We start from the raw sequence: 24,254 nt of genomic DNA on the forward strand, positions 1-24,254 counted from the left end.
GGTCATGCGCTCGCTGTCCAACATTTTCTGGCTCGGGACCAAGGAATTGCGCAGCCTGTTCGGCGACGTCGTGCTGATCGGGCTGGTGATCTATTCGTTTACCGTCGCGGTGATCAGCCAGGCGCAGAGCAATTCGCAGGAGCTCTATCACGCCTCAATCGCCGTGGTCGACGAGGACAGTTCCGAACTGTCGCGCCGCATCATCGGCGCGTTCCTGCTGCCCTACTTCCAGCCGCCGGTGCACATCACGCAAGCTCAGATCGAGCCGGTGATGAACAGCGGCAGATTCACCTTCGTGCTCGACATTCCGCCGAACTTCGAGCGCGACGTCCTGGCCGGTCATCGGCCGGCTCTGCAGGTCAATGTGGACGCCACGGCAATGGTGCAGGCGGGCCTTGGCTCGGGCTATATCCTGCAGATCATCGATACCGAGATCGACTGGTTCCTGGCGCGGGCGCAGACCACGCCGTTGTCGCCGGTCAATCTGGTGACGCGGATCGCGTTCAACCCGAACGTGACGACGTCCTGGTTCGAGAGCGTGATGGGCATCATCAGCAGCGTCACCATGCTCGCGATCATCCTGGCGGGCGCGGCGCTGGTGCGCGAGCGCGAACATGGGACGATGGAGCATCTTCTCGTCATGCCGCTCTCGCCATTCGAGATCGCAATGTCGAAGATCTGGGCCAACGGGCTCGTCATTGCGGCTGCTGTCGTGATCGCGCTTTATCTGGTGGTGCAGCTCGTCCTTGGCGTACCGATCGCGGGCTCGATTCCGTTGTTCATGGTCGGCGTCGTGCTTTACCTGTTCTTCGGCACCGCGGTTGGCTTGTTTCTCGGCACCATCGCACGCTCGATGCCGCAGCTCGGGCTGCTCTACATCCTGGTCGCGGTGCCCATGAACATGCTGTCGGGCGGTGCAACGCCGGTCGAAGCTCAGCCGCAATGGCTGTCCACGATCATGAAAGCTTCGCCCTCGACCCACTTCGTATCGGTCGCGCAAGCGATCCTCTATCGCGGCGCAGGGTTCGACGTAGTGTGGCAGCATTTCATCGCGATCGCCGGCATCGGCGCGCTGTTTCTGACCCTGACGATCTGGCGTTTCCGCGCCGCGGTCACCGCCACCGGAGCGTAGCCGGAAGGAGACAGCTTTCGGCCTGTCGTTGAACAGGGTTTCGGAAAGCTTAATCCTGCGGGCGCGCCAGATCGGGCGCGTGTGCATCCCGGCCGTGCCGCCCGCAGCGCGCCGGCAACGGTTCGCCAACCATCGCATCGGCTGATCCGGGGCGCTAACGATTTCGAAAATCGCGCTGGTGCACCGTCAGCCTGTCCTGAGGGGGACAGAGTGGGGAGATTGAGCATGACGATGAATGGGGAAGCCGTCTTGGAAAACGTGCGTCGCTATCGCACCATCGCATCCTTGTATCGGCAGACCGCCGCCTTCCGCCCGCATCAGCGCTGGTCGCTGCTGGAGCAGGCGGAGGAATGGGAAAACCGCGCGATGGTCGAGCTCGAGGGCTATTTCGCTGCCCGCATTGCCGCAAGCGAACGCGCCGCTCCGCGTCCGGCCTATCATGCGCCGCGCTGGGAGATGGCTGCGGCCGCGTAAGCCGCAGCAGTTGCGCATCGCGCACCCGACGATTTGCGATGCGGACTTGACAGTCCGCCTTCGCCGGTCCCTTTTGCCGCAGACGGCTTGCGCGGGGACTTGTCACGATGTCGACTTCGGATTTCCGATCTCAATCGATTGCCACGATGACCACGCGCAGGACCGTGTTGGGCGGCGGTCTTGCCATTCTTGCCACCGCGCGATCCTTGCACGCCGAGCCGGCCGACCAATTCCGCGTAGAGTCCTCCGAGGGTGCAATCGTTTCGGCCCACTATGCCGCAAACGGCACGGCGAAACGGCCGAGCGTCCTGGTTCTGCACGGTGCACGGGGTGTCGAATTGAGGCAACGTGCCTACGAACGCTATGCCGACGCCCTGACGGCAGCGGGCATCGACGCCTATCTGGTGCGCTATTACAGCCCGGTCGACGAGCAGGCAATGGCGCCGACCAGCACGCGGGAAGCTCGCCTCGCGCATGAGGACGCACGGTTTGGTGTCTGGGCCGAACGCGTCTCGGCGGTCGCTTCCGCAGTGCTGGCGCGCGCGGATAGTTCCGGCCGGCTCGGTCTGCTCGGATTTTCGCTTGGTGGCTTCGTCGCTGCCGCGACGGCGGCGCGCGATGACCGTGTTGCTGCGCTCGCTGTGCTCTACGGTGGCATGCCCGACCAGATCGCGACCAGCGTGAAGCATCTGCCGCCATTGCTCGAACTGCATGGCGACGCCGATCGCAATGTCTCGATCGCGCGGGGAGAGGCGCTGGTTCGCCTCGCCAAGACCGTCGGCGCTCCGGCTGAGCTCGTCACCTATCCCGGCAAGCCCCACGGGTTCGATTTTGCCGAGAACGATCCTGCGTCGGCGGATGCCGTGGCGCGCGTCATCGGGTTCTTTCGGGAGCGGTTGCCGGCGGCTTGAGCAGATGCGCGGCCGGAGCCGCGCAGATCGTGCGCATGCTGCAGTCAGATTGCGCAGAACGTCTTCACCTCGCAGTATAGCATTGCCCCATGCGACAAGCGTGATTGACATCGAGGCGCGGTCCCGCTGACCTGCGCACCGTCGGCAGCCGAGGGCGCAAACGCGATGGACAAGGCAGATCTCATTTTGACCAATGGCCGCATCTTTTGCGGCCTGCACGACGGCTTCGCCGAGGCACTCGCCATCGGTGGCGGACGCGTGCTCGCGACCGGCAAGGCCTCGGATATCGATGGTCTCAGAGCCGGCGCCACGCGCACGATCGATCTTGGCGGTCGCCTCGCGGTGCCCGGGTTGAACGATGCGCATATGCATCTGTTGCCCTATGGGCTTTATATGGCCGAGATCAATCTGCGTCCCGAAACCGGGGCGCGGAGCGTGGGCGAGATCCTGCGCCGGATCGCGGACAAGGCAAAGACCGCGGCACCCGGCGAATGGATCCTCGGCCGCGGCTACGATCACAATGAGCTCGCCGAAAAGCGCCATCCGACCGCCGCCGAGCTCGACCGGGTCGCGCCCAATAATCCGGTCTACGTCAAGCGCACCTGCGGGCACGTCGCGATTGCGAACACGCTGGCCTTGCGCGAGGCCGGCGTCGGCCACAACACGCCGAATCCGGACGGCGGCCTGATCGAGCGGCGCGACAACCAGCTCACCGGACTGCTCGCCGAGCGCGCGATGCGGCTGATCGTCGATGTCGCGCCGAAGCCGACGCGTGCCGAGCTGAGAGCTGCGATCGATCGCGCCAGCCGCTTCATGCTGTCGCAGGGCTTTACCAGCGTGATGGATGCGGCGGTCGGCATGTCCGCCGGCATGGAGGAGATCGCGGCCTACGAAGCCCTGGCCGCTGCGGATGAATTGCCGATCAAGGTCTGGGCCTGCCTCTATGGCAATCCCGATGGCATCGCCGGCAAGGCCTATGAGGGCGGCTACCGCTTCGGCCGCCGCACCGGCCTGTTGCGCTACGGCGCGATGAAGGTGTTCGGCGACGGCAGCGCCGGCGGCCTCACGGCGGCAATGAGTGAGCCCTATCTGGTCGGCGAGCCGGACAATCGCGGCATCTTCTGCTTCTCGGACAAGGAGATGCATCAGTACCTCTCGCATTATCACGCGCAAGGCTATCAGCTCGCGATCCATGCGATCGGCGATGCCGCGATCGAGCAGGTGTTGAGCGGCATCGAGAAGGCCGGCACCAAAGACCAGCCGATCGCGGGTCGCCGCCACCGCATCGAGCATTGCGGTTTCCTCTCTGACGGCCAGATCGCGCGCATGGCGAAAGCCGGCATCGAGCCGGTGCCGCAGCCGACCTTCATGTATGAGTTCGGCGATCTTTACTTGCGCAATGTCGGCGACATCAGGACGGCCGCGGCCTATCCGATGCGCAAATGGCTCGACGCCGGCCTGCATCCGGCGGCGAGCTCGGATGCGCCGGTGTCCACCACCGATCCGTTCAAGAACCTGTTCACGATGACGACGCGGATGTCGAACCGGCATACGGTGTTGGGGCCGGATCAGGTGCTGAGCATGGCCGAGGCGCTGCATGCCTACACCTATTGCGGCGCCTACACTCAGTTCGCGGAATCTGAGGTCGGCCGGCTGGTGCCCGGGCAGGCCGCTGACATCGCAGTGCTCAGCGACGATGTCTTTACGTGTGAGTCCGCCAGGCTGGAGCATGATGTGCGCTGCGATCTCACGCTGCTCAACGGCAAGGTGGTGTTCGACCGCGCCGGCGAGCTCGGCGCCGCCGCGGCGGAGTAGGGCTGGCGGATATCGCTTTTCGGGATGGTCGCTGGCCTCATGGTTCGAGACGCGCGGCTTTGCCGCGCCCTCACCATGAGGGTTTGAGATTTCTCCGCGGGGAAAGTCCTCATCCTGAGGAGCCGCGAAGCGGCGTCTCGAAGGATGGCCGCATCAAGACAGACTGTCGATACCCTTCTCATCTACTGTCCAGCTCGAAATAGTACGCTCATATTTTGGGCCCCGGCGCATGCGCCTGCAGCTCGTGCACCAGCACGCGCATGTTTTCCGAATAGTCCACCGGAACGGACACGAGATGCACGCCGCCAGCCGCGAATGCGGCTTCGAGTGCGGGAGCCAAGCCGTCGGCCATCTCGACTCGGCTGCCCTTGGCACCGTAGGCCTGCGCGTAAGCGACGAAATCCGGATTGCCGAAGGTCATGCCGAAATCGGGAAAGCCGTCGACGCCCTGCTTCCAGCGGATCATGCCGTAGGCATTATCCTGCAAAATCAGCACCACGAGGTTCACGCCAAGCCGGACCGCGGTCTCCAGCTCCTGCGAGTTCATCATGAAGCCGCCATCGCCGCACACCGCCATCACCCGCCGCTCCGGATGCAGGCACGCGGCCATGATCGCCGACGGCAGCCCGGCACCCATGGTCGCGAGCGCGTTGTCGAGCAGCAACGTATTGGCGACCCGGGTTCGGTAGTTGCGGGCGAACCAGATCTTGTACATGCCGTTGTCGAGGCAGACGATGCCGTCCTCCGGCATCACCTGGCGCACGTCATGCACGATCCGCTGTGGCGTCAGCGGGTAGCGGCTCTCCTCGGCGCGATCCTCGATGTGACGCAGGATCTCCGCGCGCAGGGACAGCAGCGTACCGGCGTTCGGCAGCTTGCCCTCTAGGCGATCGGCAAGGAGCGTCAGGCTCGGACCGACATCGCCGACGAGCTCGGCGTGCGGGAAGAACACTTCCTCGACGGTAGCCGGAAGATAACCGACATGGAGCACCGTCGGCCCGCCGGGACCCATCAGGAATGGCGGCTTCTCGACGGTGTCGTGCCCGATGGCGATGATCAGGTCGGCGCGGTCGACGGCGTCGTGGACGTAGTCCCGCTCCGAGAGCGCGGCGGTGCCCATATAGAGTCCGGAGCCGCCGGCGACCGACCCCTTGCCCATCTGGGTGTTGAAGAACGGAATCTGCAGGCGGCGGACGAAATCCGCCAGCGCCGCGGCAAGACGCGGCCGGCTGGCGGCGGCGCCGAGCATGACAAGTGGCCGTTGCGAGCCTTTGATGAGCTCGGCCGCGCGATCGAGTGCGGCGGGCTGGGCCACCGGCATGTCGATCGGGTGTGGCGGGATCGGCGTCATGTCCGCGGTCTCGGCGGCGGCGATGTCCTCCGGCAATTCCAGATGCACCGGTCCCGGCCGCTCCTGCTGCGCGACGCGAAAGGCATCGCGCACGATCGAGGGAATGGTCGCCGGGCTGACGATCTGGCGCGCCATCTTGGTCAGCGGCGTCATCGTCGAAACCATGTCGACCACCTGAAACCGCGCCTGCTTGCGGCTTAGGATGCCCTTCTGTCCCGTGATCATCACCATCGGCATCGCGCCGAGCAGCGCATAGGCGGCCCCGGTCGTGAAGTTGAGCGCGCCCGGGCCGAGCGTCGCGAGGCAGACGCCGGGCTTGCCGGTGAGCCGGCCATGGGTGGCGGCCATGAAGGCCGCGGCCTGCTCGTGCCGGGTCAGCACCAGCTCGATGGGGGAGCGCCTGAGCGCTTCGACCACATCGAGGTTTTCCTCGCCGGGCACGCCGAAAATCCGTGTGACGCCCTCGTTCTGCAAGGCAGCGACCAGAAGCTCTGCACCGTTCATCGGCTTGACCTCTCGCGGTTGGTTCGGACGACGATCGGGACGAGGTGAACGCTCCGTCCGTCTCGCATCAATCGACCGGATCGGGCCGGCCATCGCAACCTTTAATTCCGCCCTCGCGCGGTCTTGATGAGTCCAGGTGATGCATGCTGGCGCGGTCTCGCGGAGCTGCTGCGCCCGAGGCGAGCCAAACTCATTTCTTCAGGCTTGCCCACACGCCGCCGAGAATGAGGGTGCCGCCGATGAGGTGGATCAGCGTCGGCGGCTCGCCGAGGATGGCCCACGACAAGAGCGCGCCGGCGATCGGGCCGAGATAGAGCACGATGGAGGCCCGCACCGAGCCGAAGCGGGTGCCGAGATAGGCAAACCCGGCATAGGCGAACAGGCCGGGCACGAGGCCGGCGAAGAGATAGGCGCCGAGCGCCCGCGAGGTGAACGCTGATTGAGGCGCACGCCAGATCTCCGCGATCGCGATGGGAAGCGTGAACAATGCACCGGCGGCCGCAAAAGCCGCGATGCGGGCCAGAAGCGTTGCGCCGGTGGCGACCCTTGACTGCACAAGCGTGTAGCCCGACCAGCCGAGCATGGCCCCGACCACCAGCAGATCGCCGGATGCCGTGCGCAGCTCGACGAAGGTGCGAAGATGCCCTTTCGATACGACCAGCAGTGCACCAAGCAGGGCCAGAGCCATGCCGAGGAGTTGCAACCCGCCGATCCGCTCCAGGCCGAAGATCCGTGAGAGCAGCAGCACGACGATGGGCGACAGCGACATGATCAGGGCGATATTGATCGCCGTCGTGGTGATGCCGGCGATGTAGACCGGGCCACCGCACAGGAACATGCCGAGGAAGCCGGCGGCCAGGATCGGCAGTGCGTTGCCTCGCAGCGGCAGACGCCCGCTGCGGACCTCGGCGATTGCCAATGGCGCAAGGCCCGCTGCAATGATTGTCCAGCGAAAGAATGCCAGCGTGAACGGCGGCACCGCGCCAGCCAGCCCGCGAGCCAGGATCATGTTCGTGACCTGGGCGGTGGCGACGAGCACGAAGCCGAGCATGGCGAGCAGGCTGGCCCGGAGGTCGCTCTCGGCCGTCTTCGACTGGGTGGCATCATCTCTTGCGGGCATCATGCAAGTCCGAGCGGCGTCAGCGCATCCCGGCCATGCTGTCCGGCGCAAAGCCGGTCGGCAGGCCATCGATGCTTTTGGCGTTTTTCAGCCCCCAATATTTGCGCAGATTATCGAGCCCCTGCGCGGTCCAGTAGCGAACCAGGCTGCCGCGCTCTTCCTTGTAGTCGAACAGGGGCACGCCCATGCCGCATGATGTCTGCACGAGCTCCACGGCAAGACGCACGATCTGCCGCGCGCCCGGCATCTCCTCGAATTGCGGGAGCAGCGCTTCATAAGCCTCAGTCCCGCGCATCAGCGACTGACCCTGGCCGTACAGGCGCAGGATGACGGGAGGGCCTTCGAAGGCGCAGAACATGATGGTCAGCCGCTTGTCGGTGCAGGCCGTCAAGTGGGCGCGGGTCTCGCTGCCGCTGCCGGTGCAATCGAGATAGGCGACGTCGTTGTCGCCGAGCACGCGAAGTGAGGACAGCCCCTTGGGCGAAACGTTGATGCGCCCGGTCGGCGGCGCGCTCGCGACGAAGAAGATCTTCTGCCGCGCGATGAAAGACCTGTGTTCCGGCTCGATCTTCGTAAATTGCTTGCCCATGCCGATCCTCCCTTCCCTCCGGGATCACTGAGCGTATCATCGAACGAATGCCGGTTTAATATTGCTGCCTATCCTAGTATCTCCTGCACCATGAAGGGACAGGTCCCCGAAAGCCAGGCACTCTCCCTGGGAGCATTCCTGCGCTCGCTGCGAGAGCGCCAGGATCCAGCCGCTCACGGCCTCGTTGGCGGACGCCGGCGCACGCCCGGCCTCCGACGCGAGGAACTGGCGCAGCTCTGCGGATTGAGCGCGACCTGGTACACCTGGATCGAGCAGGGTCGCGAGGTGTCCGTTTCTCCGGCAACGCTCGACCGCTTGGCGCGCGGATTGCGCCTGTCGCGGGCGGAGCGAAATTATCTGTTCGAGCTCTCGGGCAAACGCGATCCGGATCGCGCCGACACCGGCGATGATCCACCCGAGACAATGCTTGACTGCGTCGACTTGATCGATGGCCCGTCCTACATCCTCGACCGCAGCTGGACGGCCCGCCGCTGGAATGCCAAGGCGGCGCGGCTGTTTGCGGGCTGGCTCGATGCCGGCGTCGAGCTCAATTTGCTGCGCTACATCTTTCTGCGGCCGGAGGCGCGCTCGCTCATCCTTGATTGGGCGATGCGGGCGCAGCGCGTCGTCGCCGAGTTTCGGGCCGCCACGACCAGCCATGTCGACGATATCGCGGTGCGAAGCCTCGTCGACGACCTCAATGTGACAAGCCCAGATTTCGCGCGCTGCTGGGCGGCGCACACTGTGCTGGCGCGCGAAGGCGGCGAGCGCACGTTCAAACATCCGGCCGACGGCCTGCTCCATTATCAGCAGGTGTCGATGTCGTTCGCGGGCTGGCCGGACTTTCGACTGACGATCCTGATGCCGATGCCGGACAGACGGGAGTAGGCACCTCGGACTGAGTCTGTCCCGCCATCGCACGCCGGCGGGTTTGAGGTCGATCAACGTCGATCGGTCCAAGTCGGGCGAGTATTACCTCCACAAGGCAGCAGACGCGATCTCGATCTCGCGTTCAGGAGGAGTTTCGATGCGGCACGCAGGCAGGGTTCTCAGTCTCGCCGTCAGCACGTTGGCGCTGACGATCATTGTTGCTGGTCCGGCGCCGGCTCAGCCGGGGCCGTCCGGTCCGGGATGGGGCCCCGGGATGATGATGGGGCCGGGCATGATGGGGCACGGCGGGTTCGGGTTCTTCTGCAATCCGCGCATGGCCGGCTTCGCCGAATGGCGGCTCAAGGAGATCGAGGAGGCCGTCAAGCCCAATGAGGCGCAGAAGGCGGCGCTCGAGGAGCTGAAGAGCGCGTCCGCGAAGGCTGCCGACCTCATTACCAAGGACTGTCCGACCGCGATCCCGGTCAAGCCCACGGAACGGTTGGATCTCGCCGAGAAGCGGCTCGAGACCATGCTGCAGGCCATCAAGGTCGTACGTCCGGCGTTTCAGGCCTTCTACGACGGGCTTGATGAGAAGCAGAAAGCCAGCCTGGATTCGGTCGGCCCGCGCAGATGGGGATGGCGCAACTGGCACTGGCCATGGGGTGCCGAGCAGTAAGGATGTTGCTGCTGAAGACGTCGTGCCGCATTCGCGGCGCCGCGTTGAAAGCGGTCAGGACGCGAGCGCCATCCGGAGCATGCGGGCGAGATCGGCACTGACATAGGGCTTGGTCAGCAGCAGCACGCCGGCATCGAGCCGTCCATGATGGACGATCGCGTTCTCGGTGTAGCCGGACGTGTAGAGAACCTTCAGCCCGGGACGCCGCTTCAGCGCTTCGATCGCGAGCTGACGGCCATTCAGGCCTCCGGGCATGATGATGTCGGTGAACAGGAGGTCGATGCGGACGGGGCCGTCGATCAAGGCCAAAGCCTCGTCGGCCTTGCTCGCCGCGAGCGTGGTGTAGCCGAGCCGCTTGATCTGAGCCACGACGTAGTCGCGGACCAGTGCATCGTCCTCGACGATCAGGACCGTTTCGTCGCCGTGCGCGATGGTCGTGATTGCGGGGCCCGCGGCCAGCTCGGTGACATCGGCGCTGGCTTGCGGCAGGTAGAGCTTGACCGTGGTGCCATGTCCCGGCTCGCTGTAGATCTTGATGTGGCCGTTGGACTGCTTGACGAAGCCGTACACCATGCTCAGGCCAAGGCCCACGCCCTTGCCGACATCCTTGGTGGTGAAGAAGGGCTCGAACACCTTGTCGAGCAGGTTGGCAGGGATGCCTTCGCCGGTGTCGCTCACCGCGATCATGACGTAGCTGCCGGCCGCGACTTCCGGATTCATGCGGACGTAGTCGTCGTCGAGCACGACGTTCCTGGTCTCCAAGGTCAGCTTGCCGCCGCCAGGCATCGCGTCGCGCGCGTTGACGGCGAGATTGAGGATCGCGGTCGAGAGCTGGCTCGGATCGATCATCGCCGGCAGGATATCGTCCGCCAGCATCGACTCGATTTCGATCTGCTCGCCCAGCGTCCGCCGCAACAGGCGCGCGGTATCGACGACGAGACCGTTGATGTCGACGCTGCGCGGTTGCAGCGGCTGGCGGCGGGCGAACGCCAGCAGATGGCGGGTGAGATCGGCGCCGCGCGCGGCGGCGGAGCTGATCAGGTTGGTGATCTGCAGGAGATGTGGACGGTCCTTCACGGCATCGGCGAGGATCTCGATGGTGCCGGTGATCACCGTCAGGATGTTGTTGAAGTCGTGCGCCACGCCGCCGGTGAGCTGGCCGACCGCTTCCATCTTCTGCGCCTGGCGCACCTGGGCCTCGGTCGCTTCGATCTCCTGGAAGCGTCGGATCATGGCTTCGGCGGTGCGACGCTGCTGCATTTCCTCCTCGAGCTGCGCATAGGCCTTCCGCAGCTGGGCGCGCGACGGCAGCACCAGGATGCGCGGCAGCAGCAACAGCAGCGCTGCGGCGATTCCGACCGACATGAAAGCCAGGAAGCCCTTGGTCGCAGCTTCGAGGTCGTAGGCCGGCACCCAGATGGTGTAGACCTCGAGCAGGCGCGCGATGCCGCACACCGTCACGAAGACCGCGAAGGCCCAGAAGATGGCGCTGAACTGAATGTCACGGCGGCGCCAGACGAAGAAGGCCAGTACGAAGGCAATGGCGAAGAAGGCTGTGGACGTCAGGAGGTCGGAGACGGCGTTCAGCCAGATCAATTCCGGCCTCCACAGCAGGCATTCGCCATGCGGGCTGAGCGTCAACATGTCCGGAAGTCCCCAAAGCCACCGATCGGCACGCCTCGCGTCGCGGTCCGATCAGATCCCCGGGAACCTAATCATTCAAATTTCGATGGTGGGCACAAGCGCCTGTTAGTTGCAGGAGCATTCAAAGGTGTTGGCGCACCGTGGATAGCTTGGCTGCGACCGCCGGCCGCAGGCGCTGCAAGGACCGAGGCCACTTGCGCGGCTGACATATAACAGGTGTGGTATCTAATAAAAGTGGTATCGGGATCAGTCAGGCTGCCCGTGCAGCCGATCACTTCGCCCGAGAAGCCAGGCGCGTCGAAAATGTCATGATCGATGTGCCCTCTCAGTTGGACTGATCGCTCAGTCCTCGGCGAACCACCAAAGTCTCCCGTGCCGGAATCAGACCCGCCGGCCCGCGTCCGATCTGGGTGAGATTGAACAGGGCCGAGATCAGAATGACGGGGAGCATCTCTCCCCGGGCGACGCCGATGGCAGCAAGAAAAGCAACCGCCTTCACGGATGCGACGATGGCGATCAGCTTTGACATCGGACAACTCGCGGGATGGATGTCAGTGTGGTGTCTCGCAGGCGGCAGCAGATGGCTCCGCTGTGTCACTTAGATAGGCCGGTTGCGCCGGCGGGATAATCCAGCTTTCCTTTGACGGACTGTTTCGCATTTCGATGCAATCGAGGACGCGTTCTCCTCGCTGCGCCGGTCGCAGGCCAGGTGAGCGGCCCTTCGGGCGATGGATGCCAGCGCCGTACGCGCGATCGGTCGCCGCGGTTGCGTTTGACGGCCGGAGCCCCAATGGTCTCGCGATGAGAGGGCGCAGTCAGGCGCGATGTCGAGCGGGGCTTATATTCCCAAACGCTCCCTCTGAAGACGTGCGCGGTCCCTGGCAGCGTCTTTCAAGCCGCCCTGAATCTGGCTTCGTGTGAGCCCCATGTCCGACAGCTCACGGTCTGAAAGCCCTTCGAGGATGATCAGATTGAGTTCGTATTCGCGTTGCGCAATGCCCGCAGCAATCAGGCTGTTGACTGCCTTCAACAGCCGGCGCACCAATGATGCGATCGAACCATGACCTGCAAAAAGCCGTCTCGGCATCCGATAAGAAATGTTCAACATGCTTACGCTGACTACCGTGGTTCAAATCCACGCGTAGTATGCCGTGCGCCCGCACTGGACGCTTGGAGCTTTCCTTGAGAGAATCTTGAGACGCATCACTTCGGCGTGCGGCGCGCGTGAAGGGACGTGCGCCTTGGAGCCTCCAATTCGTGCTCGCGATCGCCGCGTCCAGCCACGGGTGGCTCAAAGCGGCAAGTCTGCATCAGGTGGGATCGGAAGTCCTGAAAGGAGCAGCTGTGGCTGGTGAACGCGATCTCAAGGCGCTCCTGCGGGACATAAAGCCGGAGATGCAGGAGGGCGTTTTCGTCTTCTGCACGATCGCGCATGACGGAGAGATCCCGGCTGCGATCCATCCGCTGCTGATGTTCCGCGAACGGGAGGGGACAACGCTGGTGATGCGGCGCGAACAGGCGGAGAGAGCGGGGCTCAGCTCTCAATTTGCGTCACGGCTGATCACGTTGACGGTCCATTCGTCGCTGAACGCGGTGGGTTTTCTCGCAGCGATCACGGCGCGACTGGCCGAGGCCGGCATCAGCGTCAATGCGGTCTCGGCCTTCTACCACGATCATCTGTTCGTGCCGGATCAGCGCGCCGGGGACGCGCTGCGCATCCTCAACAGCATGTCCGCGCCGGAGCCGCGTACTTCGGCGCGATGACCTATGGCGCCCGTTTACCGGTGCGCCCAATCGTCATGGTCACCGCGAATGAAGTCGGCAATGCGCTCGACCACGGGCTCTTCGATGCCGGCATAGCCGTGCTCCGAGAACGCGCCGCAGGGATCGGTGGCTACCGAGTGACCGTGGGTGAAGCTGCGGCTTTCCTTGCGCGCGGCCGGGATGAGTGCAAACAAAGCCGCTGAGCCCGCTGGCGGGCTGATGGTGCAGTGGTCATTCTCATGCCAGACGACCAGCGTCGGCACGGTGATGCGCGAGGCATAGAGGTTGAAGGTCGGCTGATTGGCCGCCGCCAGCTGGGTGACGGACGATGTCAGGACCACGCCGGTGAGGCCCGACAAGGCCGGCTGGAAGCCCGCCGCCGTCACCGCTGAAATGCTGCCATTGCTGGTGCCGACGACCCAGACCGGCTTGCCCCAGCGCGTGATGGCGGCGTTGATGAAGCCCTGCAGTTCGGCGGCATGCGCCGCGCTCAGGCGGTTGGCCTGGGTGAGGCCCGCCGGGTGGGCGGGCGTGGCATCGGCCATCATGACGTTGAGGCCGTCGCGCAAGAACAGATCAGCGGAGCGGATCAGGAAATTGCCGGTGGAATCGATGATGGTGCCGGTCGAATCGAGGCTGAGCAGGCCGTTGCCGCCCGTCAGCAGGATGACGCTGGCGCGCGCCTGCCGCGCCGGCCGGTCGAGCCGCACCGGCGGGGTCTTGACGATGAAGGTGGTATCGATCGTCACCGCTTCGGCGTCTGCAGCGCGCGCTGCCTGGGACGCGCCGCAGACAGCGAGCAGGCAGACACTGAAGCTCAAAGCGTATCGTGCAAATCGCGTCGTGAAACCGTAGGACATGTTTCGCTCCCAATAACCTCAAGGTGCAATGGCGTGATAGTGCACCCATGTGTCGCGGAAGTGAACGGCCATCCCGATCGATTTCTGTGCGGCTCTCGAATTGCCAGGAGCTCCAATCCGCATGGACGAAGCGTATTTCGCATTCGCAAGCTGAGAACGGACAGTGCAGTGCACCTGTCGCTCAGCGCTGCTTCGCGCTCGGCGCCATGCCGCCTCCGATGAACCGATGTTCATGGAACGCCAGCTTTTTCAATCGGTTGGTCAACGGGGCAACAGGAGGAGGACTGCCATGAAGAAAGTGATCGTCGCTTTGTCCGCCGTCGCTCTGCTTTCCGCGACGCAGGCTGCGAGCGCCGCGACCGCGTCCAAGACGCCTGGGCATGAAATGCAGGTGAAGGGCTCCAAGAAGGGCTATTCGGGCGCTTCGGGCTACGCACCGGGACGCGAGATGCAAGCGAAAGGTTCGAAAGCCGGCCACCACGGTGCGTCCGGATATGCACCGGGGCAGACAACCGGCGCGAACACGAACCGTAGCCGCTGAACAGCAAGGCCCGCCAGTACCCTCTGGCGGGCTCTCCTCCCAGCTGGAATGCAGGCAGATCGAATTCGAACGAGCCGCGCCACGGCCGGCGAAACTGAGCTCCAATGTTTGCGATGCGGCCGTGACCCGGCAGTCGACACCGCGCGCAGTCCCCCCGAATCCGTTGTTCCCGATTGCGTGGAGCCCCACGCGATGTTCCGGGTATTTGGTCGACCAACCCTAGCGATTGCTGCTGCGCAATCCCCGACGCGTTGAAAATTTAATTGCAAAATTCGCCAAATATTCTAAAACTCAGAAACTGCATGACTGATCTATCGGGGAGACCAGAATGAGTGATCCCTATCGGCTTAAAGGCCTGTCAAGCGCGGTCTGCTATCAGGATGCCAAGGGAGCCTTTCGTTGGCTTGAGGCGGCCTTTGGCTTCGAGCCCCTGTTCGTCATTCTCGATGCGGACGGCAACCTCGCCCATTCCGAGATGAGCTTCGGGCATTCCGTGCTCATGGTCGGCAACGAATGGAGTGCCGCTCACAAGAGCCCGAAATCGATCGGTGGCAACAACACGCAGACCGTCCATGTGCAGCTCGCGGAAGGCGAGGACGTCGATGCGCATTGCGAGCGTGCGCGCCAGGCGGGTGCGGAGATCCTCCAGGAGCCCGACACTCAATTCTACGGCGATCGCACCTATCGCGCCCGCGACCCGGAAGGCCATATCTGGACGTTCGGTGTCACCAAGACCAAAATGACGCCCGACGAGTGGGATCGCGCGAGCGGTCTCATCACCAAGAAGCGGCTCGATTGACCGCGCGCATCGACAAGACGCTGGCGGCGCTCGCCGATCCGCATCGGCGGCAGACGATCGAATTGTTGCGCCGCCGACCGCATCGCGCCGGCGAACTCGCCGATGCGCTCGGCCTGCCGGCGCCCGCCATGAGCCGGCATTTGCGCGAGCTGAAGCGAAGCGGCCTGGTCGAGGAAACGCATCCGGAGTTCGATGCGCGCGTTCGCATCTATGCGCTGAAGGATGGCGCGATGGCGGAGTTGAAGCGCTGGCTCGCTCAAACCGAAGCCATGTGGTCGGCGCAGCTGTCGAGCTTCAAGGCGCATGTCGAAAGACAGCGCAAATGAGCGCCGCGGTGATCGTATCGATCCGGGTCGATGCGACGCCTTTGCGTGCATTCGAGCTCTTCACCGAGCAAATCGCCGAATGGTGGCGCCCGAACCCGTTGTTTGCGCTGACGCCGCGCGGCGGCGGCCAGCTTCGTTTCGAACCTGGCGAAGGCGGGCGGCTGGTGGCGATGCTCGCGAATGGAAAAGAATTCGAAGTCGGCCGCATCACGGTTTGGAAGCCGGGCGAAAGGCTCGCGCTCACCTGGCGGCAGGCGACGTTCGCGCCCGGCCAGTCGACGCAGCTTGAGGTGCGCTTCGAGGCGGTCGGTGCGCAGACGCGCGTGACGGTCGAGCATCGCGGCTGGGACGGCATCCCGAAGGACCACGTCGCGCGCCACGGCTTCGATCTCATGCTGTTCCAGCGGCGGCTGGCCGAGCATTGGCGCGTGCTGCTGACCGCCGTCGAGACCAGGGTACGCGCAGACGGCGCGTAGCAGGTGAGCGTCGATTGCACCGGCGGACGCATTTCGTTCGGGGTCTCGCAATGACCCGCATTGCAATAAGGGATCATTGCGTGCGCCTCACGTACCGTGGAACCACAGTGCTGGACGCCGCCGCGCTACGACGGGTTTGTCATTTGTTAACCCTGTTCGGTCACAGTCCGGACGCTTGGGGAGCGACCGCATGAACCGCAACCATCGCCGGGCCTTGGCGAAACGGAAGGATCCGCTCAGTCTGGTCTGCGTTGCGGACGCCCATATGCGCGCGGGCCGCATGAAGCGTGCGGAAGAGATGAACCGGGAGGCGATCGCACTCGATCCGCGGTGCTACGAGGCGCACAACAATCTCGGCCACATCCTGCGCCATACCGGGCGCACGGCCGAAGCCGTCGGGCATTTCTCTCTCGCGTTCCAGATCAATCCGAACGTTGCCGTGGTCGCGTATAATCTCGCCATGGCGTTGTCCGAGCTCAATCGCTTCTCCGAGGCGTTACCATTCCATCGGCGGGCCGCGGCGCTCGATCCGTCAAGCGCCGATGCACACTCCACGCTCGCTTTCAGTCTCGGGCAACTCGCCGAACATGCCGAGGCCGAACAGCAATATCTGCGGGCGCTGCAGATCGATCCACGCCATTTCGGCGCCCGGATCAATCTTGGCCTTGCGCTGGTCGAGCAGGGCAGGATCGCCGAGGCCTACCAGCACGCGCAAGTGCTCGCCCAAGCCGACACCGCGCCCGGCTTCCCGCACAAGACCTTCGGCATCCTGCTGGCCCGCGTCGGCTGTCAGGACGGCGCAAGGCTATGCTTCGAGCGACATCTCGCCGCGCATCCGCAGGACAGGGACGAGATCGCGATGCTACTCGCCGCGGTCGGGGGCGCCTTGCCGGCGCGCGCCACGGACCAGCAGATCGTGCACCTCTACAATTCGCGTGCGGATGGGTGGGACAAGGGCGCGGCAGTCGACAACAGCTATCGCGGACACCAGCTTGTGGCGGCAGTCGTGGTGGAGTGCAACCCGCATTCACTCGGCACGGTCATTGATGCGGGTTGCGGGACCGGCCTCGTCGGCGAGCTGCTGCGGCCGCGCGCGCAGCGCCTGATCGGCATCGACATGTCGGATGCAATGCTGGCGCAAGCCCGGGAGAAGAACTGCTATGATGAGCTGCACGGCGGCGACCTGCTGAACTACATGACCCGGCACCCCAGCAGCTGCGACGTGATCGCGAGCGCGGCCACGCTGGTCCATTTCGGCGAATTGAATGCCGTCTTCGCCGCCGCGCGGCAGTGCCTGCGCCCCGGCGGTGTGTTCGTCTTCACGGTGTTTCCGAATGACGATGATGAAGACGCGGTTGCGATCGGAACGCTGAACGGCCTTGCGCAAGGCGGCTGCTTCCGGCATGGCGCCGCGTATGTCGCGCGGACCGCCGCGGCCTGCGGATTGAGCGTGGAAGTGCTACGGCGTGAGGTGCACGAATACGCTCGCAAAGTAGCCATTCCCGGTATCGTTGTCGCGCTGCGCTCGGGCAGTTAGCTCAACTCATCGTAGACAGTACGGGCGTACAGCCGGAAATTGGTTCGGTGCACCGGAGCTGCACCGAAGTTGATCGCATCCGGCGTCTACCACAGAATGCCGGCGCTTCTGGAGACGACCTAAATTAGTGCAACAAATACCTGATCCCAAAGCCGGAAGGGGCGCCCACCTGTCTCAATGCAACTGCGACGAGCGATATTGGGACAACTAAGCGTTAGATCGCCACTCCGGAAGAAACCGCCGATACAGCAACGCCCTTGCTGAGATGAACCTTTCTGCTTCTCATCTTGACCTACGTCAGGACGCGTGAGGTAAAGGTCGTAGATGACGAGTATGGTCAGAGTTCTATCGCGAGCGTTTTCTGAGTCGTCTTATGGTACAAAACACGATTTGCTCAGACATCTGGTGCTGTGCTGCGCCGCTATATTGTTCGTATTGATGCTGGCGCTGACCTATGGGATAGATCTGAGCTCCGGCTTTTTTTAACCCTACTATTTTCCGCTTCGGGTGAGCAGCGATTCTCGGCTTTCAGCAAGCCCATGTCTGTCTCGGGCGAGTAGGCGTATCCGCCAAGCGGCCAGCCAGAGGCATTCCTCCGTCTTCGCCGCGAGTCCAGCGCACTCAGGTCGCCTCCGTTTGATGAGACTAGCTGGGTCAAGAAGCCGTAGGCGATTGCGGGATGGAAGCATCAAGACGGCTATCTGAATGGGGACACATCCGGCCGGCCAGATAAACCCACATGAGGACCGAAGTCCAAAAAGGGCGACTCCGGCGAACATCTCGCAATTATCGCTGTCCGCCGCTAGCCGACTGATAAAGTCGCCTTCGCCCGCATCCCTGCGCCGGCTGCTCGAGGGGCGCTCGCGTTCATCTAACGTTCGAAGCGCACCGGTCCCGAATGTCGTCAGGGATTTCTCGATCTGACCAAGCACTTGTGGGGCTGGAAAATGTGCTCCGAGGTTCTGAGGAACGAACTCAAATCAATCCAGTAGGTTGGGTTTCAGTACAGTGAGATGCTACAATTCCATACGCACAGTTCGAGTTGAGGTTCCATGACGGGCCTTCAGGCGCAGTTGGACAAGATCCGCTCAGATGCGGCAGAGTGCCTCATGTTGGGCCGTCTCGCTCCCGATGGGAAACGCGACGTGTTCATCCGCGTGGGGGAGCACCTGAACGCTCTCGCCTTGGAGCTCGAGAAAACCAGAGCAACGACCGCCAAGATTGCGACCGATGCCACCCCGCAAGCAGAGCCGGCAGATCCTGTTGCTCAGTCCCCGCAAGCAGACCCGGCAGATCCCGTTGCTGCGCCGAACGGGGCCGCGCGGGGGCGCCAAATCATAGCGTGGCTGTTGGTCATCCTTTTTGGCGCCCTCGCAGCTGGCTGGTTCCTGTGGGCCAACAAGTCGCCCGGGAGCGACCGGCCACCAGTGACCTCAGTCAGCTCGCAGCCAAAGCCCGAGCCGGCGCCAGCGGCACAGGAAAATGCAGGACACGCCATCCGTTCCTCAGGAGAAGACGGCGGAAGAGACGTATTGAGGGAACAGGTTGACGCACTTGCGGCACGTTTAGATCGCCTCGAAAAAGACCTGGAGGGTCTCAAGGTCGCCCATAACGAATCCGCAGAACCGTCCAAAAAGGACGTCACTTCCCAATCAGACGACCAGACTACCGCCGCGACCAAACCCGCTGGTTCAGAGCAGAAGGCGTCCAAGCAAACCGAGAGCGTCCCGCTCATCGGCCCGCCCGGTTGCATGCAATTCCGCTCGTACGATCCGGCGTCTGGGACCTACACGGCTCTCAACGGTCGACGACGACCCTGTCGTTAGCGGAGGGGGGCCCAAGCCTCGCAGGATCTCTGGGATTTATCAGTAGGCCCGTGCGCAAAGACGTCGACTATTTGTCGGCTGTCGAGCGGCAACTCGGGCGGCCGTATCGGACCCAACCCCCGGGGAGCTGGTCCGTGCTCCCGGGGATCATTCCCCTCGAAAGGCTCACGAGTAATAACGCAGCAGCGATGATGGCCATAGCCATACGTGATAGTGCCGCGGACGAGGCGACCGCCGAGTCCGTGCTCCAGGCTGTTTGTCGATGAGTGATGTCACGCGCTCTTCCCGACGCGCAATCTATTGAATTGCTGGCGCACCACAGCCGATGAAGATGGGCAACTCGGATGATGGTGGCCCGTGAATAGCAACGTGTCTTCGGTTAGCCTATTCGGGGGACAGCGGTGTCATGGCCGGCGCGCTCAGTGCGGACCGCCGCTCCTGGCCCGTGCACCGCCCTCGCTGTATGGTGCCCTGGACGCCACGTTCTCTCGAAATCTTGGTCAAGGAAATGAGATGCGACTGACAATTGCGGCTCACGACGATGCCGACAGCATCGTTGATCTCGTCAATCAGGCCTATCGCGGCGCCTCGTCCGGTGGATGGACGACGGAAGCCGGTCTGATTGAGGGGCCTCGCGTCAACCGAGCCGTTGTCGCTGAGATGATCGAAAATGGACAGGCGACGGTCCTGCTCGCGCGAGATCAGGCCCCTAAACAGATCCAAGGATGCGTCGCGGTTCGCCCAATGGAAGACCACCAATGGTACCTGTCGATGCTGGCGGTCGGTCCGGCCTTTCAGACCGGCGGCCTCGGCAAATCGATCATGACGGCCGCCGAAGCGTTCCTGGCTGAACGCGGCGCACGTTCCGTCAAGATTTCCGTCATCGACGTCCGGGACAGCCTGATCGCCTGGTATGAACGACGAGGCTATGAACGAACCGGAGACATCGAGCCTTTCCCTTACGATGACCCGAGTGTCGGCGTGCCGCTGCGAGATGACCTCACCCTGATTACGCTCCGCAAATCATTGCGAACGTCGGACCCTGCGGAAACGAGACAGTGAAATGCGGGAAACCCGATCCGGAGCTCAGGGGCCGGGCTTTGAGCGAAGGCACGGCATGCATCGGGACGGAAATATGGCGCACCCGACACGATTCGAACGTGTGACCTTTGCCTTCGGAGGGCAACGCTCTATCCAGCTGAGCTACGGGTGCAGCAGCCGTCCCTTTAGCTGATTGGCGCGAGATCGGCAACGGGCTTGGCGGGCGGCCTGACCAGCCGGGTTTGCCCCAAAGGGCGCGCTGGATATCGGTCCGCGCGGGTTGTTCCGTCGCTCCGGGCCTGCCTCCGGCGGGCGCGGGCTAGCTCCGGCGGCAGCGGCAGACCGCTTGTCCGTTACGCCGGCACGATGGTCTTGCCGATCGGCCACAGTGCGATGCCGGCAAGCTTCAGATGGGCCCATGCGAACGGGATGCCGATGATGGTGATCGCCAGCACCACCGCGGTGATCAGATGGCCCAGCGCCAGCCACCAGCCCGCCAGCACGAACCAGATGATGTTGCCGATCAGTCCCAGAGGACCGGTGCCGACGTCTTCCTCACCGGTCAATTCGCTGCGCCGCACGGCGCGGGAGCCGAACGGCAGCAGAGTATAGATCGCAATGTTGAAGGCGGCACGGGCCCAGGGCAGGCCGATGATGGTGATCGCCATCACCACGGCCGCGATCAGCCAGCCGAACGCCATATAGGCGCCACCGCACAGGATCCACAGGAGGTTCAGGAGAAGGGACATGGGCTGCATGGATCACCTGACTGATGGGGCGCACTGACCTGAACGGGCGCCCGCATTATAGCCCGGCGCAGGGCCTGAGCCTAGGCGGCAACCGGCCGCCGCGATCGTCGCGGGATTCGCGCAGATGCCGGAATGCGGGGCCGGCGGGGTCTCAGCCCACCGCCCTGATGTCGTCCTGCGGTTCGAACAGCTTGCGGAGCTCGGCCGACGGCCTGGGCGCGCTGAACAGAAAGCCCTGCATCTCGGTGCAGCCGAGCTGGCGCAACAGCGCCTGCTGCTGGCCGGTCTCCACGCCCTCGGCGGTCGTCGTCATGTTGCTGGCCGCGGCGATACCGACCACAGCCTGCACGATGGCCGAGGAGCCGCCGACACCAAGATCGTTGACGAAGCAGCGGTCGATCTTGATCTTGTCGAACGGGAACCGCTTCAGATAGCTCAGCGATGAATAGCCGGTGCCGAAATCGTCGAGCGCAATGCGCACGCCGATCGCGCGCAACTGATGCAGGATTTCAAGCGCGGTTTCGTCGTCGCGGATCAGCACGGCCTCGGTGATCTCGATCTCGAGCCGATGGGCCGCGAGTCCCGAGGCCGCGAGCGCGCCGGTGACGCGCAGCGCGAGGCTCTGCGATTTCAGCTGCACGGGCGAGACGTTGACGGCGATGCGGATATCGGAGGGCCAGCTGGCGGCCTCCGCACACGCGGTGCGCAGCACCCAGTCGCCGATTTCGTCGATCAGCCCGGTATCCTCGGCGAGCGGGATGAAGTCGAGCGGGGAAACCATGCCGCGCTGCGGATGACGCCAGCGCAGCAGCGCCTCGCAGCCGGTCATCCTGTTGTCGCTGAGGTCGACCAATGGCTGATAGTGCAGTTCGAACTGGTTTTCGGCGAGCGCCCGGCGCAGGTCCTGCTCCAGCTGCAATTTGGCACGCGCGCTTTCGTCCATGGCCGGCTCGAAGAACCGGAAGGTGCGCCGTCCGTCGGCCTTGGCCGCGTACATCGCGAGATCCGCATTCTTGGTCAGTTGATCGCGGTCGGTGCCGTCACGTGGCGCGAGCGCAATGCCGATGCTGGCATCGGTCGACAGCTGATGGCCAAGGCAGTGCGCCGGCCGTCGGACGGCCTCGTAGATCCGCCTGACCACGTCCAGGACATCGTCGCGGTCCTCGATCGTGGTCAGCAGCACCGCGAATTCGTCGCCGCCGAGCCGCGCTACTAGGTCGCCGGAAGCGACACAGCTCGTGATCCGTTCGGCAACCGTCTTCAAGAGCTCGTCGCCGACGTGATGGCCAAGCGAGTCGTTGATGCCCTTGAATTCGTCGATATCGATATAGAGCAGCGCGAACGGCTCGCCGCGCCGGGCCTGCTCGAGCTCCTGCTCGATCCGCTCCTGGAACAGGACGCGGTTCGGCAGGTCGGTCAGCGCGTCGAAATGCGCCAGATGTGCGATGGTCTCGTCGGCCTGGCGGCGCTCGGTGACGTCCTCGACCACATGGATCAGGTAGCGCGGTGCGTTCGCCGCGTCGCGGATCGCGATGCGGCGCGAGGTGACGTAGCGCAGACCTAATGCCAGGCTTTGCGTGGGATGTTCATCGATGAACAGGCCATCCGGGCGCGCGAGCGCGCGATCGTCGTCGATCGTCACCTGTTCCGCCGCCGTTTCGGGAAACAGGTCGAACACCGTCTTGCCGATGATGCCGTCGCGCGTGCGCAGGAAATGCTGCTCGGCGACGCGATTGATCAGCACATAACGGCGATCGCGAACGTCCTTCACCGTGATCTGCGACGGGATGTGGTCGATGATCTCGCGCAGGAAGGCGTGATTGCGGTCGCGCTCCTGCTCCAGCCGGCGGTGCTCGCTGATGTCCTCGATGGTGGTGACCCATCCGCCGCGCGCCAAGGGCTTGTCGATCACGTGATAGAAGCGGCCGTCGGTTGTTTCCAGCACGGTCTGAGCCGTACTGCCGCCGCCGATGTTTTGCATGACCTGGGGGCAGAATTGATCGACGTCGAGCTTCAACAGGCCGCGTTGCGTGGCGAGCTCAACCAGCGCGCGGAACTCAATGCCGAGCGGCAGATCGGTCTCAGACATGTTCAGCAGATCGAGGAGACGCTGGTTATGCATCACCAGCCGTGCCTCTGCGTCCCACAGGACGAGACCCTGGGTCATGTTGTTGAGCGCGGTATCGACGCGCTGCTTCTCCCGCTCCAGCCGGCGCTTGGCCTCGCCGTTGTGCCGGCCGATCTGACGGATGATCAGCGCGAACATCGCCGCAATCACGCAGGCGGTCAGTGCCGCAGCGGCGGCCAGCAGCACGGCCTGCGAGCGCCAATCCGCCAGCACGTCGACGACGGGTCTGGTCGCGATCATGACAAGCGGCAGCCCGGCGATCCGCGCACCGGCGCCGAGCCGTTCGATATTGTCGATCGGGCTGATCATCTGTGTCGTATGCCGGCCATGCTCGAGCACGGGCGCGAGCAATTGCGAGTCGGGGATTTTGCGTCCCACCACGCCGTCGACGTGGGGATGGCGGACCAGTAGCGTGCCGTCGTCGTGCAGCAGGGTGATCGCCGCGCCACGGCCGAGCGCCATCGACTGCAGGTAGCTCTCGTAGGTCTCAGGATCGATGCGGCGGGATACGAGGCCGAGGAAAACGCCATCCGCGCCGTTGAGCCGATGCGCCACCAGCACGCTCCAGCGCCCGGTCACATAGCTCCGCAGCGCCTCGATCACGACCTGATCGGGCGGCGGATTGGTCTTGAGCGTCTTGAAATAGTTGCGCTCCGACAGGTTGACCGACGGCAACGGTGCCGGGCCTGACCAGTTGATGATGTTGCCATCGGCGTCGACCACGGTCAGATCGCCCATATAGGACAGCCCGTTCCCCTCGGACTGCAGCAGCTCGCGGATCGCGCTGCCCGACATCCGGGCGCGGAATGCCTCGGGCGTGGCGATGTCGGACGGGTGCATGCGGCGGATGACGTCGCGCACCACGGTCTCGGCATCCTTGAACTGCTGGTCGAAATGCCGCGTCAGCAGCAGCACGGTGTTTTCGAGCTCGCGCGCGCCATTGTCCAACGCGCGGGCGCGGAAGCCGTTGGCCATCATGATGGTGCCGATCATGATGGCGCCGATCAGCAGGCAGCCGCAGATGATCAGCCAGAGCACCGGGTCTCGCTGACGCGGCAGGTCGCTGGAATCCGAGGGGGCCGCGATGGGCCCGGACAGGTCGAGGCCGGGAGGCATGCAGA

23 protein-coding genes and 1 tRNA gene are annotated in these 24,254 nt (G+C 64.1%); 14 read left to right on the plus strand and 10 right to left on the minus strand.

The window, feature by feature from the left end; genetic code table 11:
- Positions 1 to 4: 4 nt before the first annotated feature.
- From BRAS3843_RS21150 to BRAS3843_RS21165, 4 genes are all read left to right on the plus strand, one after another.
- On the plus strand, positions 5 to 1,132 hold the full coding sequence (locus BRAS3843_RS21150; RefSeq protein ID WP_008971074.1) for an ABC transporter permease: 1,128 nt from the start codon (positions 5 to 7) through the stop codon (positions 1,130 to 1,132).
- Positions 1,133 to 1,357: 225 nt separating this feature from the next.
- Positions 1,358 to 1,606, plus strand: coding sequence for a hypothetical protein (locus BRAS3843_RS21155; RefSeq protein ID WP_008971075.1), 249 nt, complete (start codon positions 1,358 to 1,360; stop codon positions 1,604 to 1,606).
- A gap of 146 nt (positions 1,607 to 1,752) precedes the next feature.
- A complete protein-coding gene (locus tag BRAS3843_RS21160; RefSeq protein WP_008971076.1) occupies positions 1,753 to 2,517 on the plus strand; it encodes a dienelactone hydrolase family protein in 765 nt (254 codons plus the stop codon).
- A gap of 165 nt (positions 2,518 to 2,682) precedes the next feature.
- Positions 2,683 to 4,332, plus strand: coding sequence for an amidohydrolase (locus BRAS3843_RS21165; protein WP_008971077.1), 1,650 nt, complete (start codon positions 2,683 to 2,685; stop codon positions 4,330 to 4,332).
- A 208-nt stretch (positions 4,333 to 4,540) separates the two neighbouring features.
- Here BRAS3843_RS21165 and BRAS3843_RS21170 read toward each other — a convergent pair whose 3' ends face one another.
- The 3 genes from BRAS3843_RS21170 to BRAS3843_RS21180 form a co-directional block, all read right to left on the minus strand.
- Positions 4,541 to 6,187: an acetolactate synthase large subunit gene (locus BRAS3843_RS21170; protein WP_008971078.1), complete on the minus strand. Its 1,647-nt coding sequence runs from the start codon at positions 6,185 to 6,187 to the stop codon at positions 4,541 to 4,543.
- 190 nt (positions 6,188 to 6,377) lie between these two features.
- On the minus strand, positions 6,378 to 7,307 hold the full coding sequence (locus BRAS3843_RS21175; protein WP_139024943.1) for a DMT family transporter: 930 nt from the start codon (positions 7,305 to 7,307) through the stop codon (positions 6,378 to 6,380).
- Between the two features lie 19 nt (positions 7,308 to 7,326).
- Positions 7,327 to 7,896, minus strand: coding sequence for a pyridoxamine 5'-phosphate oxidase family protein (locus BRAS3843_RS21180; RefSeq protein WP_008971080.1), 570 nt, complete (start codon positions 7,894 to 7,896; stop codon positions 7,327 to 7,329).
- Between the two features lie 90 nt (positions 7,897 to 7,986).
- Between BRAS3843_RS21180 and BRAS3843_RS21185 the strand changes: the two genes are divergently transcribed.
- Both BRAS3843_RS21185 and BRAS3843_RS21190 read left to right on the plus strand, forming a co-directional pair.
- The gene (locus BRAS3843_RS21185) at positions 7,987 to 8,784 is read left to right on the plus strand and encodes a helix-turn-helix transcriptional regulator (protein WP_008971081.1); all 798 of its coding nucleotides are present in this window, start codon (positions 7,987 to 7,989) and stop codon (positions 8,782 to 8,784) included.
- Between the two features lie 139 nt (positions 8,785 to 8,923).
- Positions 8,924 to 9,442, plus strand: a complete 519-nt coding sequence (locus tag BRAS3843_RS21190; RefSeq protein ID WP_008971082.1) for a Spy/CpxP family protein refolding chaperone — start codon at positions 8,924 to 8,926, stop codon at positions 9,440 to 9,442.
- 54 nt (positions 9,443 to 9,496) lie between these two features.
- Here BRAS3843_RS21190 and BRAS3843_RS21195 read toward each other — a convergent pair whose 3' ends face one another.
- From BRAS3843_RS21195 to BRAS3843_RS21205, 3 genes are all read right to left on the minus strand, one after another.
- Entirely contained in the window at positions 9,497 to 11,086 is a 1,590-nt protein-coding gene (locus BRAS3843_RS21195; protein WP_008971083.1) for an ATP-binding protein, read from the minus strand.
- A gap of 325 nt (positions 11,087 to 11,411) precedes the next feature.
- Positions 11,412 to 11,615, minus strand: coding sequence for a hypothetical protein (locus tag BRAS3843_RS21200; RefSeq protein ID WP_008971085.1), 204 nt, complete (start codon positions 11,613 to 11,615; stop codon positions 11,412 to 11,414).
- A 309-nt stretch (positions 11,616 to 11,924) separates the two neighbouring features.
- Positions 11,925 to 12,098 carry a DUF1127 domain-containing protein gene (locus BRAS3843_RS21205; RefSeq protein ID WP_244425434.1) on the minus strand — a complete coding sequence of 58 codons (174 nt, stop codon included), beginning with the start codon at positions 12,096 to 12,098 and terminating at the stop codon, positions 11,925 to 11,927.
- 332 nt (positions 12,099 to 12,430) lie between these two features.
- Between BRAS3843_RS21205 and BRAS3843_RS21210 the strand changes: the two genes are divergently transcribed.
- Complete coding sequence (locus tag BRAS3843_RS21210; protein WP_035982387.1) at positions 12,431 to 12,850, plus strand: ACT domain-containing protein; 420 nt, start codon at positions 12,431 to 12,433, stop codon at positions 12,848 to 12,850.
- A 14-nt stretch (positions 12,851 to 12,864) separates the two neighbouring features.
- Here the strand turns inward: BRAS3843_RS21210 and BRAS3843_RS21215 are convergent, their stop codons facing one another.
- Positions 12,865 to 13,710, minus strand: a complete 846-nt coding sequence (locus BRAS3843_RS21215; RefSeq protein WP_008971088.1) for an alpha/beta hydrolase — start codon at positions 13,708 to 13,710, stop codon at positions 12,865 to 12,867.
- A gap of 289 nt (positions 13,711 to 13,999) precedes the next feature.
- Here BRAS3843_RS21215 and BRAS3843_RS21220 point away from each other — a divergent pair, with 289 nt between their 5' ends.
- The 7 genes from BRAS3843_RS21220 (at position 14,000) to BRAS3843_RS21255 (ending at position 20,277) form a co-directional block, all read left to right on the plus strand.
- Entirely contained in the window at positions 14,000 to 14,251 is a 252-nt protein-coding gene (locus tag BRAS3843_RS21220) for a hypothetical protein (RefSeq protein WP_008971089.1), read from the plus strand.
- Between the two features lie 328 nt (positions 14,252 to 14,579).
- Positions 14,580 to 15,050: a VOC family protein gene (locus tag BRAS3843_RS21225; RefSeq protein WP_008971090.1), complete on the plus strand. Its 471-nt coding sequence runs from the start codon at positions 14,580 to 14,582 to the stop codon at positions 15,048 to 15,050.
- Positions 15,047 to 15,376: a metalloregulator ArsR/SmtB family transcription factor gene (locus BRAS3843_RS21230; RefSeq protein WP_008971091.1), complete on the plus strand. Its 330-nt coding sequence runs from the start codon at positions 15,047 to 15,049 to the stop codon at positions 15,374 to 15,376. The genes BRAS3843_RS21225 and BRAS3843_RS21230 overlap by 4 nt, the downstream gene beginning before the upstream one ends.
- On the plus strand, positions 15,373 to 15,852 hold the full coding sequence (locus tag BRAS3843_RS21235; RefSeq protein WP_008971092.1) for an SRPBCC domain-containing protein: 480 nt from the start codon (positions 15,373 to 15,375) through the stop codon (positions 15,850 to 15,852). The genes BRAS3843_RS21230 and BRAS3843_RS21235 overlap by 4 nt, the downstream gene beginning before the upstream one ends.
- 190 nt (positions 15,853 to 16,042) lie before the next feature.
- Positions 16,043 to 17,389: a methyltransferase domain-containing protein gene (locus BRAS3843_RS21240; protein WP_008971094.1), complete on the plus strand. Its 1,347-nt coding sequence runs from the start codon at positions 16,043 to 16,045 to the stop codon at positions 17,387 to 17,389.
- A 1,052-nt stretch (positions 17,390 to 18,441) separates the two neighbouring features.
- On the plus strand, positions 18,442 to 19,215 hold the full coding sequence (locus BRAS3843_RS21245; RefSeq protein WP_008971096.1) for a BA14K family protein: 774 nt from the start codon (positions 18,442 to 18,444) through the stop codon (positions 19,213 to 19,215).
- Between the two features lie 357 nt (positions 19,216 to 19,572).
- Positions 19,573 to 20,277 carry an N-acetyltransferase gene (locus BRAS3843_RS21255; protein ID WP_139024940.1) on the plus strand — a complete coding sequence of 235 codons (705 nt, stop codon included), beginning with the start codon at positions 19,573 to 19,575 and terminating at the stop codon, positions 20,275 to 20,277.
- A 74-nt stretch (positions 20,278 to 20,351) separates the two neighbouring features.
- Here BRAS3843_RS21255 and BRAS3843_RS21260 read toward each other — a convergent pair.
- The 3 genes from BRAS3843_RS21260 to BRAS3843_RS21270 form a co-directional block, all read right to left on the minus strand.
- Positions 20,352 to 20,428: transfer RNA gene (locus BRAS3843_RS21260), tRNA-Arg, on the minus strand.
- A 181-nt stretch (positions 20,429 to 20,609) separates the two neighbouring features.
- The gene (locus tag BRAS3843_RS21265; protein ID WP_008971099.1) at positions 20,610 to 21,014 is read right to left on the minus strand and encodes a YccF domain-containing protein; all 405 of its coding nucleotides are present in this window, start codon (positions 21,012 to 21,014) and stop codon (positions 20,610 to 20,612) included.
- Between the two features lie 142 nt (positions 21,015 to 21,156).
- Positions 21,157 to 24,249, minus strand: coding sequence for an EAL domain-containing protein (locus BRAS3843_RS21270; RefSeq protein WP_008971100.1), 3,093 nt, complete (start codon positions 24,247 to 24,249; stop codon positions 21,157 to 21,159).
- Positions 24,250 to 24,254 lie beyond the last annotated feature (5 nt).

This window comes from Bradyrhizobium sp. STM 3843 (genome assembly GCF_000239815.1).
Taxonomy (GTDB): domain Bacteria; phylum Pseudomonadota; class Alphaproteobacteria; order Rhizobiales; family Xanthobacteraceae; genus Bradyrhizobium.

Coding starts and splice junctions, on each gene's coding strand:
- BRAS3843_RS21150 (WP_008971074.1), top strand. CDS start 5: ATGCGCTCGCTGTCCAACATTTTCTGGCTCGGGACCAAGGAATTGCGC.
- BRAS3843_RS21155 (WP_008971075.1), top strand. CDS start 1,358: ATGACGATGAATGGGGAAGCCGTCTTGGAAAACGTGCGTCGCTATCGC.
- BRAS3843_RS21160 (WP_008971076.1), top strand. CDS start 1,753: ATGACCACGCGCAGGACCGTGTTGGGCGGCGGTCTTGCCATTCTTGCC.
- BRAS3843_RS21165 (WP_008971077.1), top strand. CDS start 2,683: ATGGACAAGGCAGATCTCATTTTGACCAATGGCCGCATCTTTTGCGGC.
- BRAS3843_RS21170 (WP_008971078.1), bottom strand. CDS start 6,187: ATGAACGGTGCAGAGCTTCTGGTCGCTGCCTTGCAGAACGAGGGCGTC.
- BRAS3843_RS21175 (WP_139024943.1), bottom strand. CDS start 7,307: ATGCCCGCAAGAGATGATGCCACCCAGTCGAAGACGGCCGAGAGCGAC.
- BRAS3843_RS21180 (WP_008971080.1), bottom strand. CDS start 7,896: ATGGGCAAGCAATTTACGAAGATCGAGCCGGAACACAGGTCTTTCATC.
- BRAS3843_RS21185 (WP_008971081.1), top strand. CDS start 7,987: ATGAAGGGACAGGTCCCCGAAAGCCAGGCACTCTCCCTGGGAGCATTC.
- BRAS3843_RS21190 (WP_008971082.1), top strand. CDS start 8,924: ATGCGGCACGCAGGCAGGGTTCTCAGTCTCGCCGTCAGCACGTTGGCG.
- BRAS3843_RS21195 (WP_008971083.1), bottom strand. CDS start 11,086: ATGTTGACGCTCAGCCCGCATGGCGAATGCCTGCTGTGGAGGCCGGAA.
- BRAS3843_RS21200 (WP_008971085.1), bottom strand. CDS start 11,615: ATGTCAAAGCTGATCGCCATCGTCGCATCCGTGAAGGCGGTTGCTTTT.
- BRAS3843_RS21215 (WP_008971088.1), bottom strand. CDS start 13,710: ATGTCCTACGGTTTCACGACGCGATTTGCACGATACGCTTTGAGCTTC.
- BRAS3843_RS21220 (WP_008971089.1), top strand. CDS start 14,000: ATGAAGAAAGTGATCGTCGCTTTGTCCGCCGTCGCTCTGCTTTCCGCG.
- BRAS3843_RS21225 (WP_008971090.1), top strand. CDS start 14,580: ATGAGTGATCCCTATCGGCTTAAAGGCCTGTCAAGCGCGGTCTGCTAT.
- BRAS3843_RS21235 (WP_008971092.1), top strand. CDS start 15,373: ATGAGCGCCGCGGTGATCGTATCGATCCGGGTCGATGCGACGCCTTTG.
- BRAS3843_RS21240 (WP_008971094.1), top strand. CDS start 16,043: ATGAACCGCAACCATCGCCGGGCCTTGGCGAAACGGAAGGATCCGCTC.
- BRAS3843_RS21245 (WP_008971096.1), top strand. CDS start 18,442: ATGACGGGCCTTCAGGCGCAGTTGGACAAGATCCGCTCAGATGCGGCA.
- BRAS3843_RS21265 (WP_008971099.1), bottom strand. CDS start 21,014: ATGCAGCCCATGTCCCTTCTCCTGAACCTCCTGTGGATCCTGTGCGGT.
- BRAS3843_RS21270 (WP_008971100.1), bottom strand. CDS start 24,249: ATGCCTCCCGGCCTCGACCTGTCCGGGCCCATCGCGGCCCCCTCGGAT.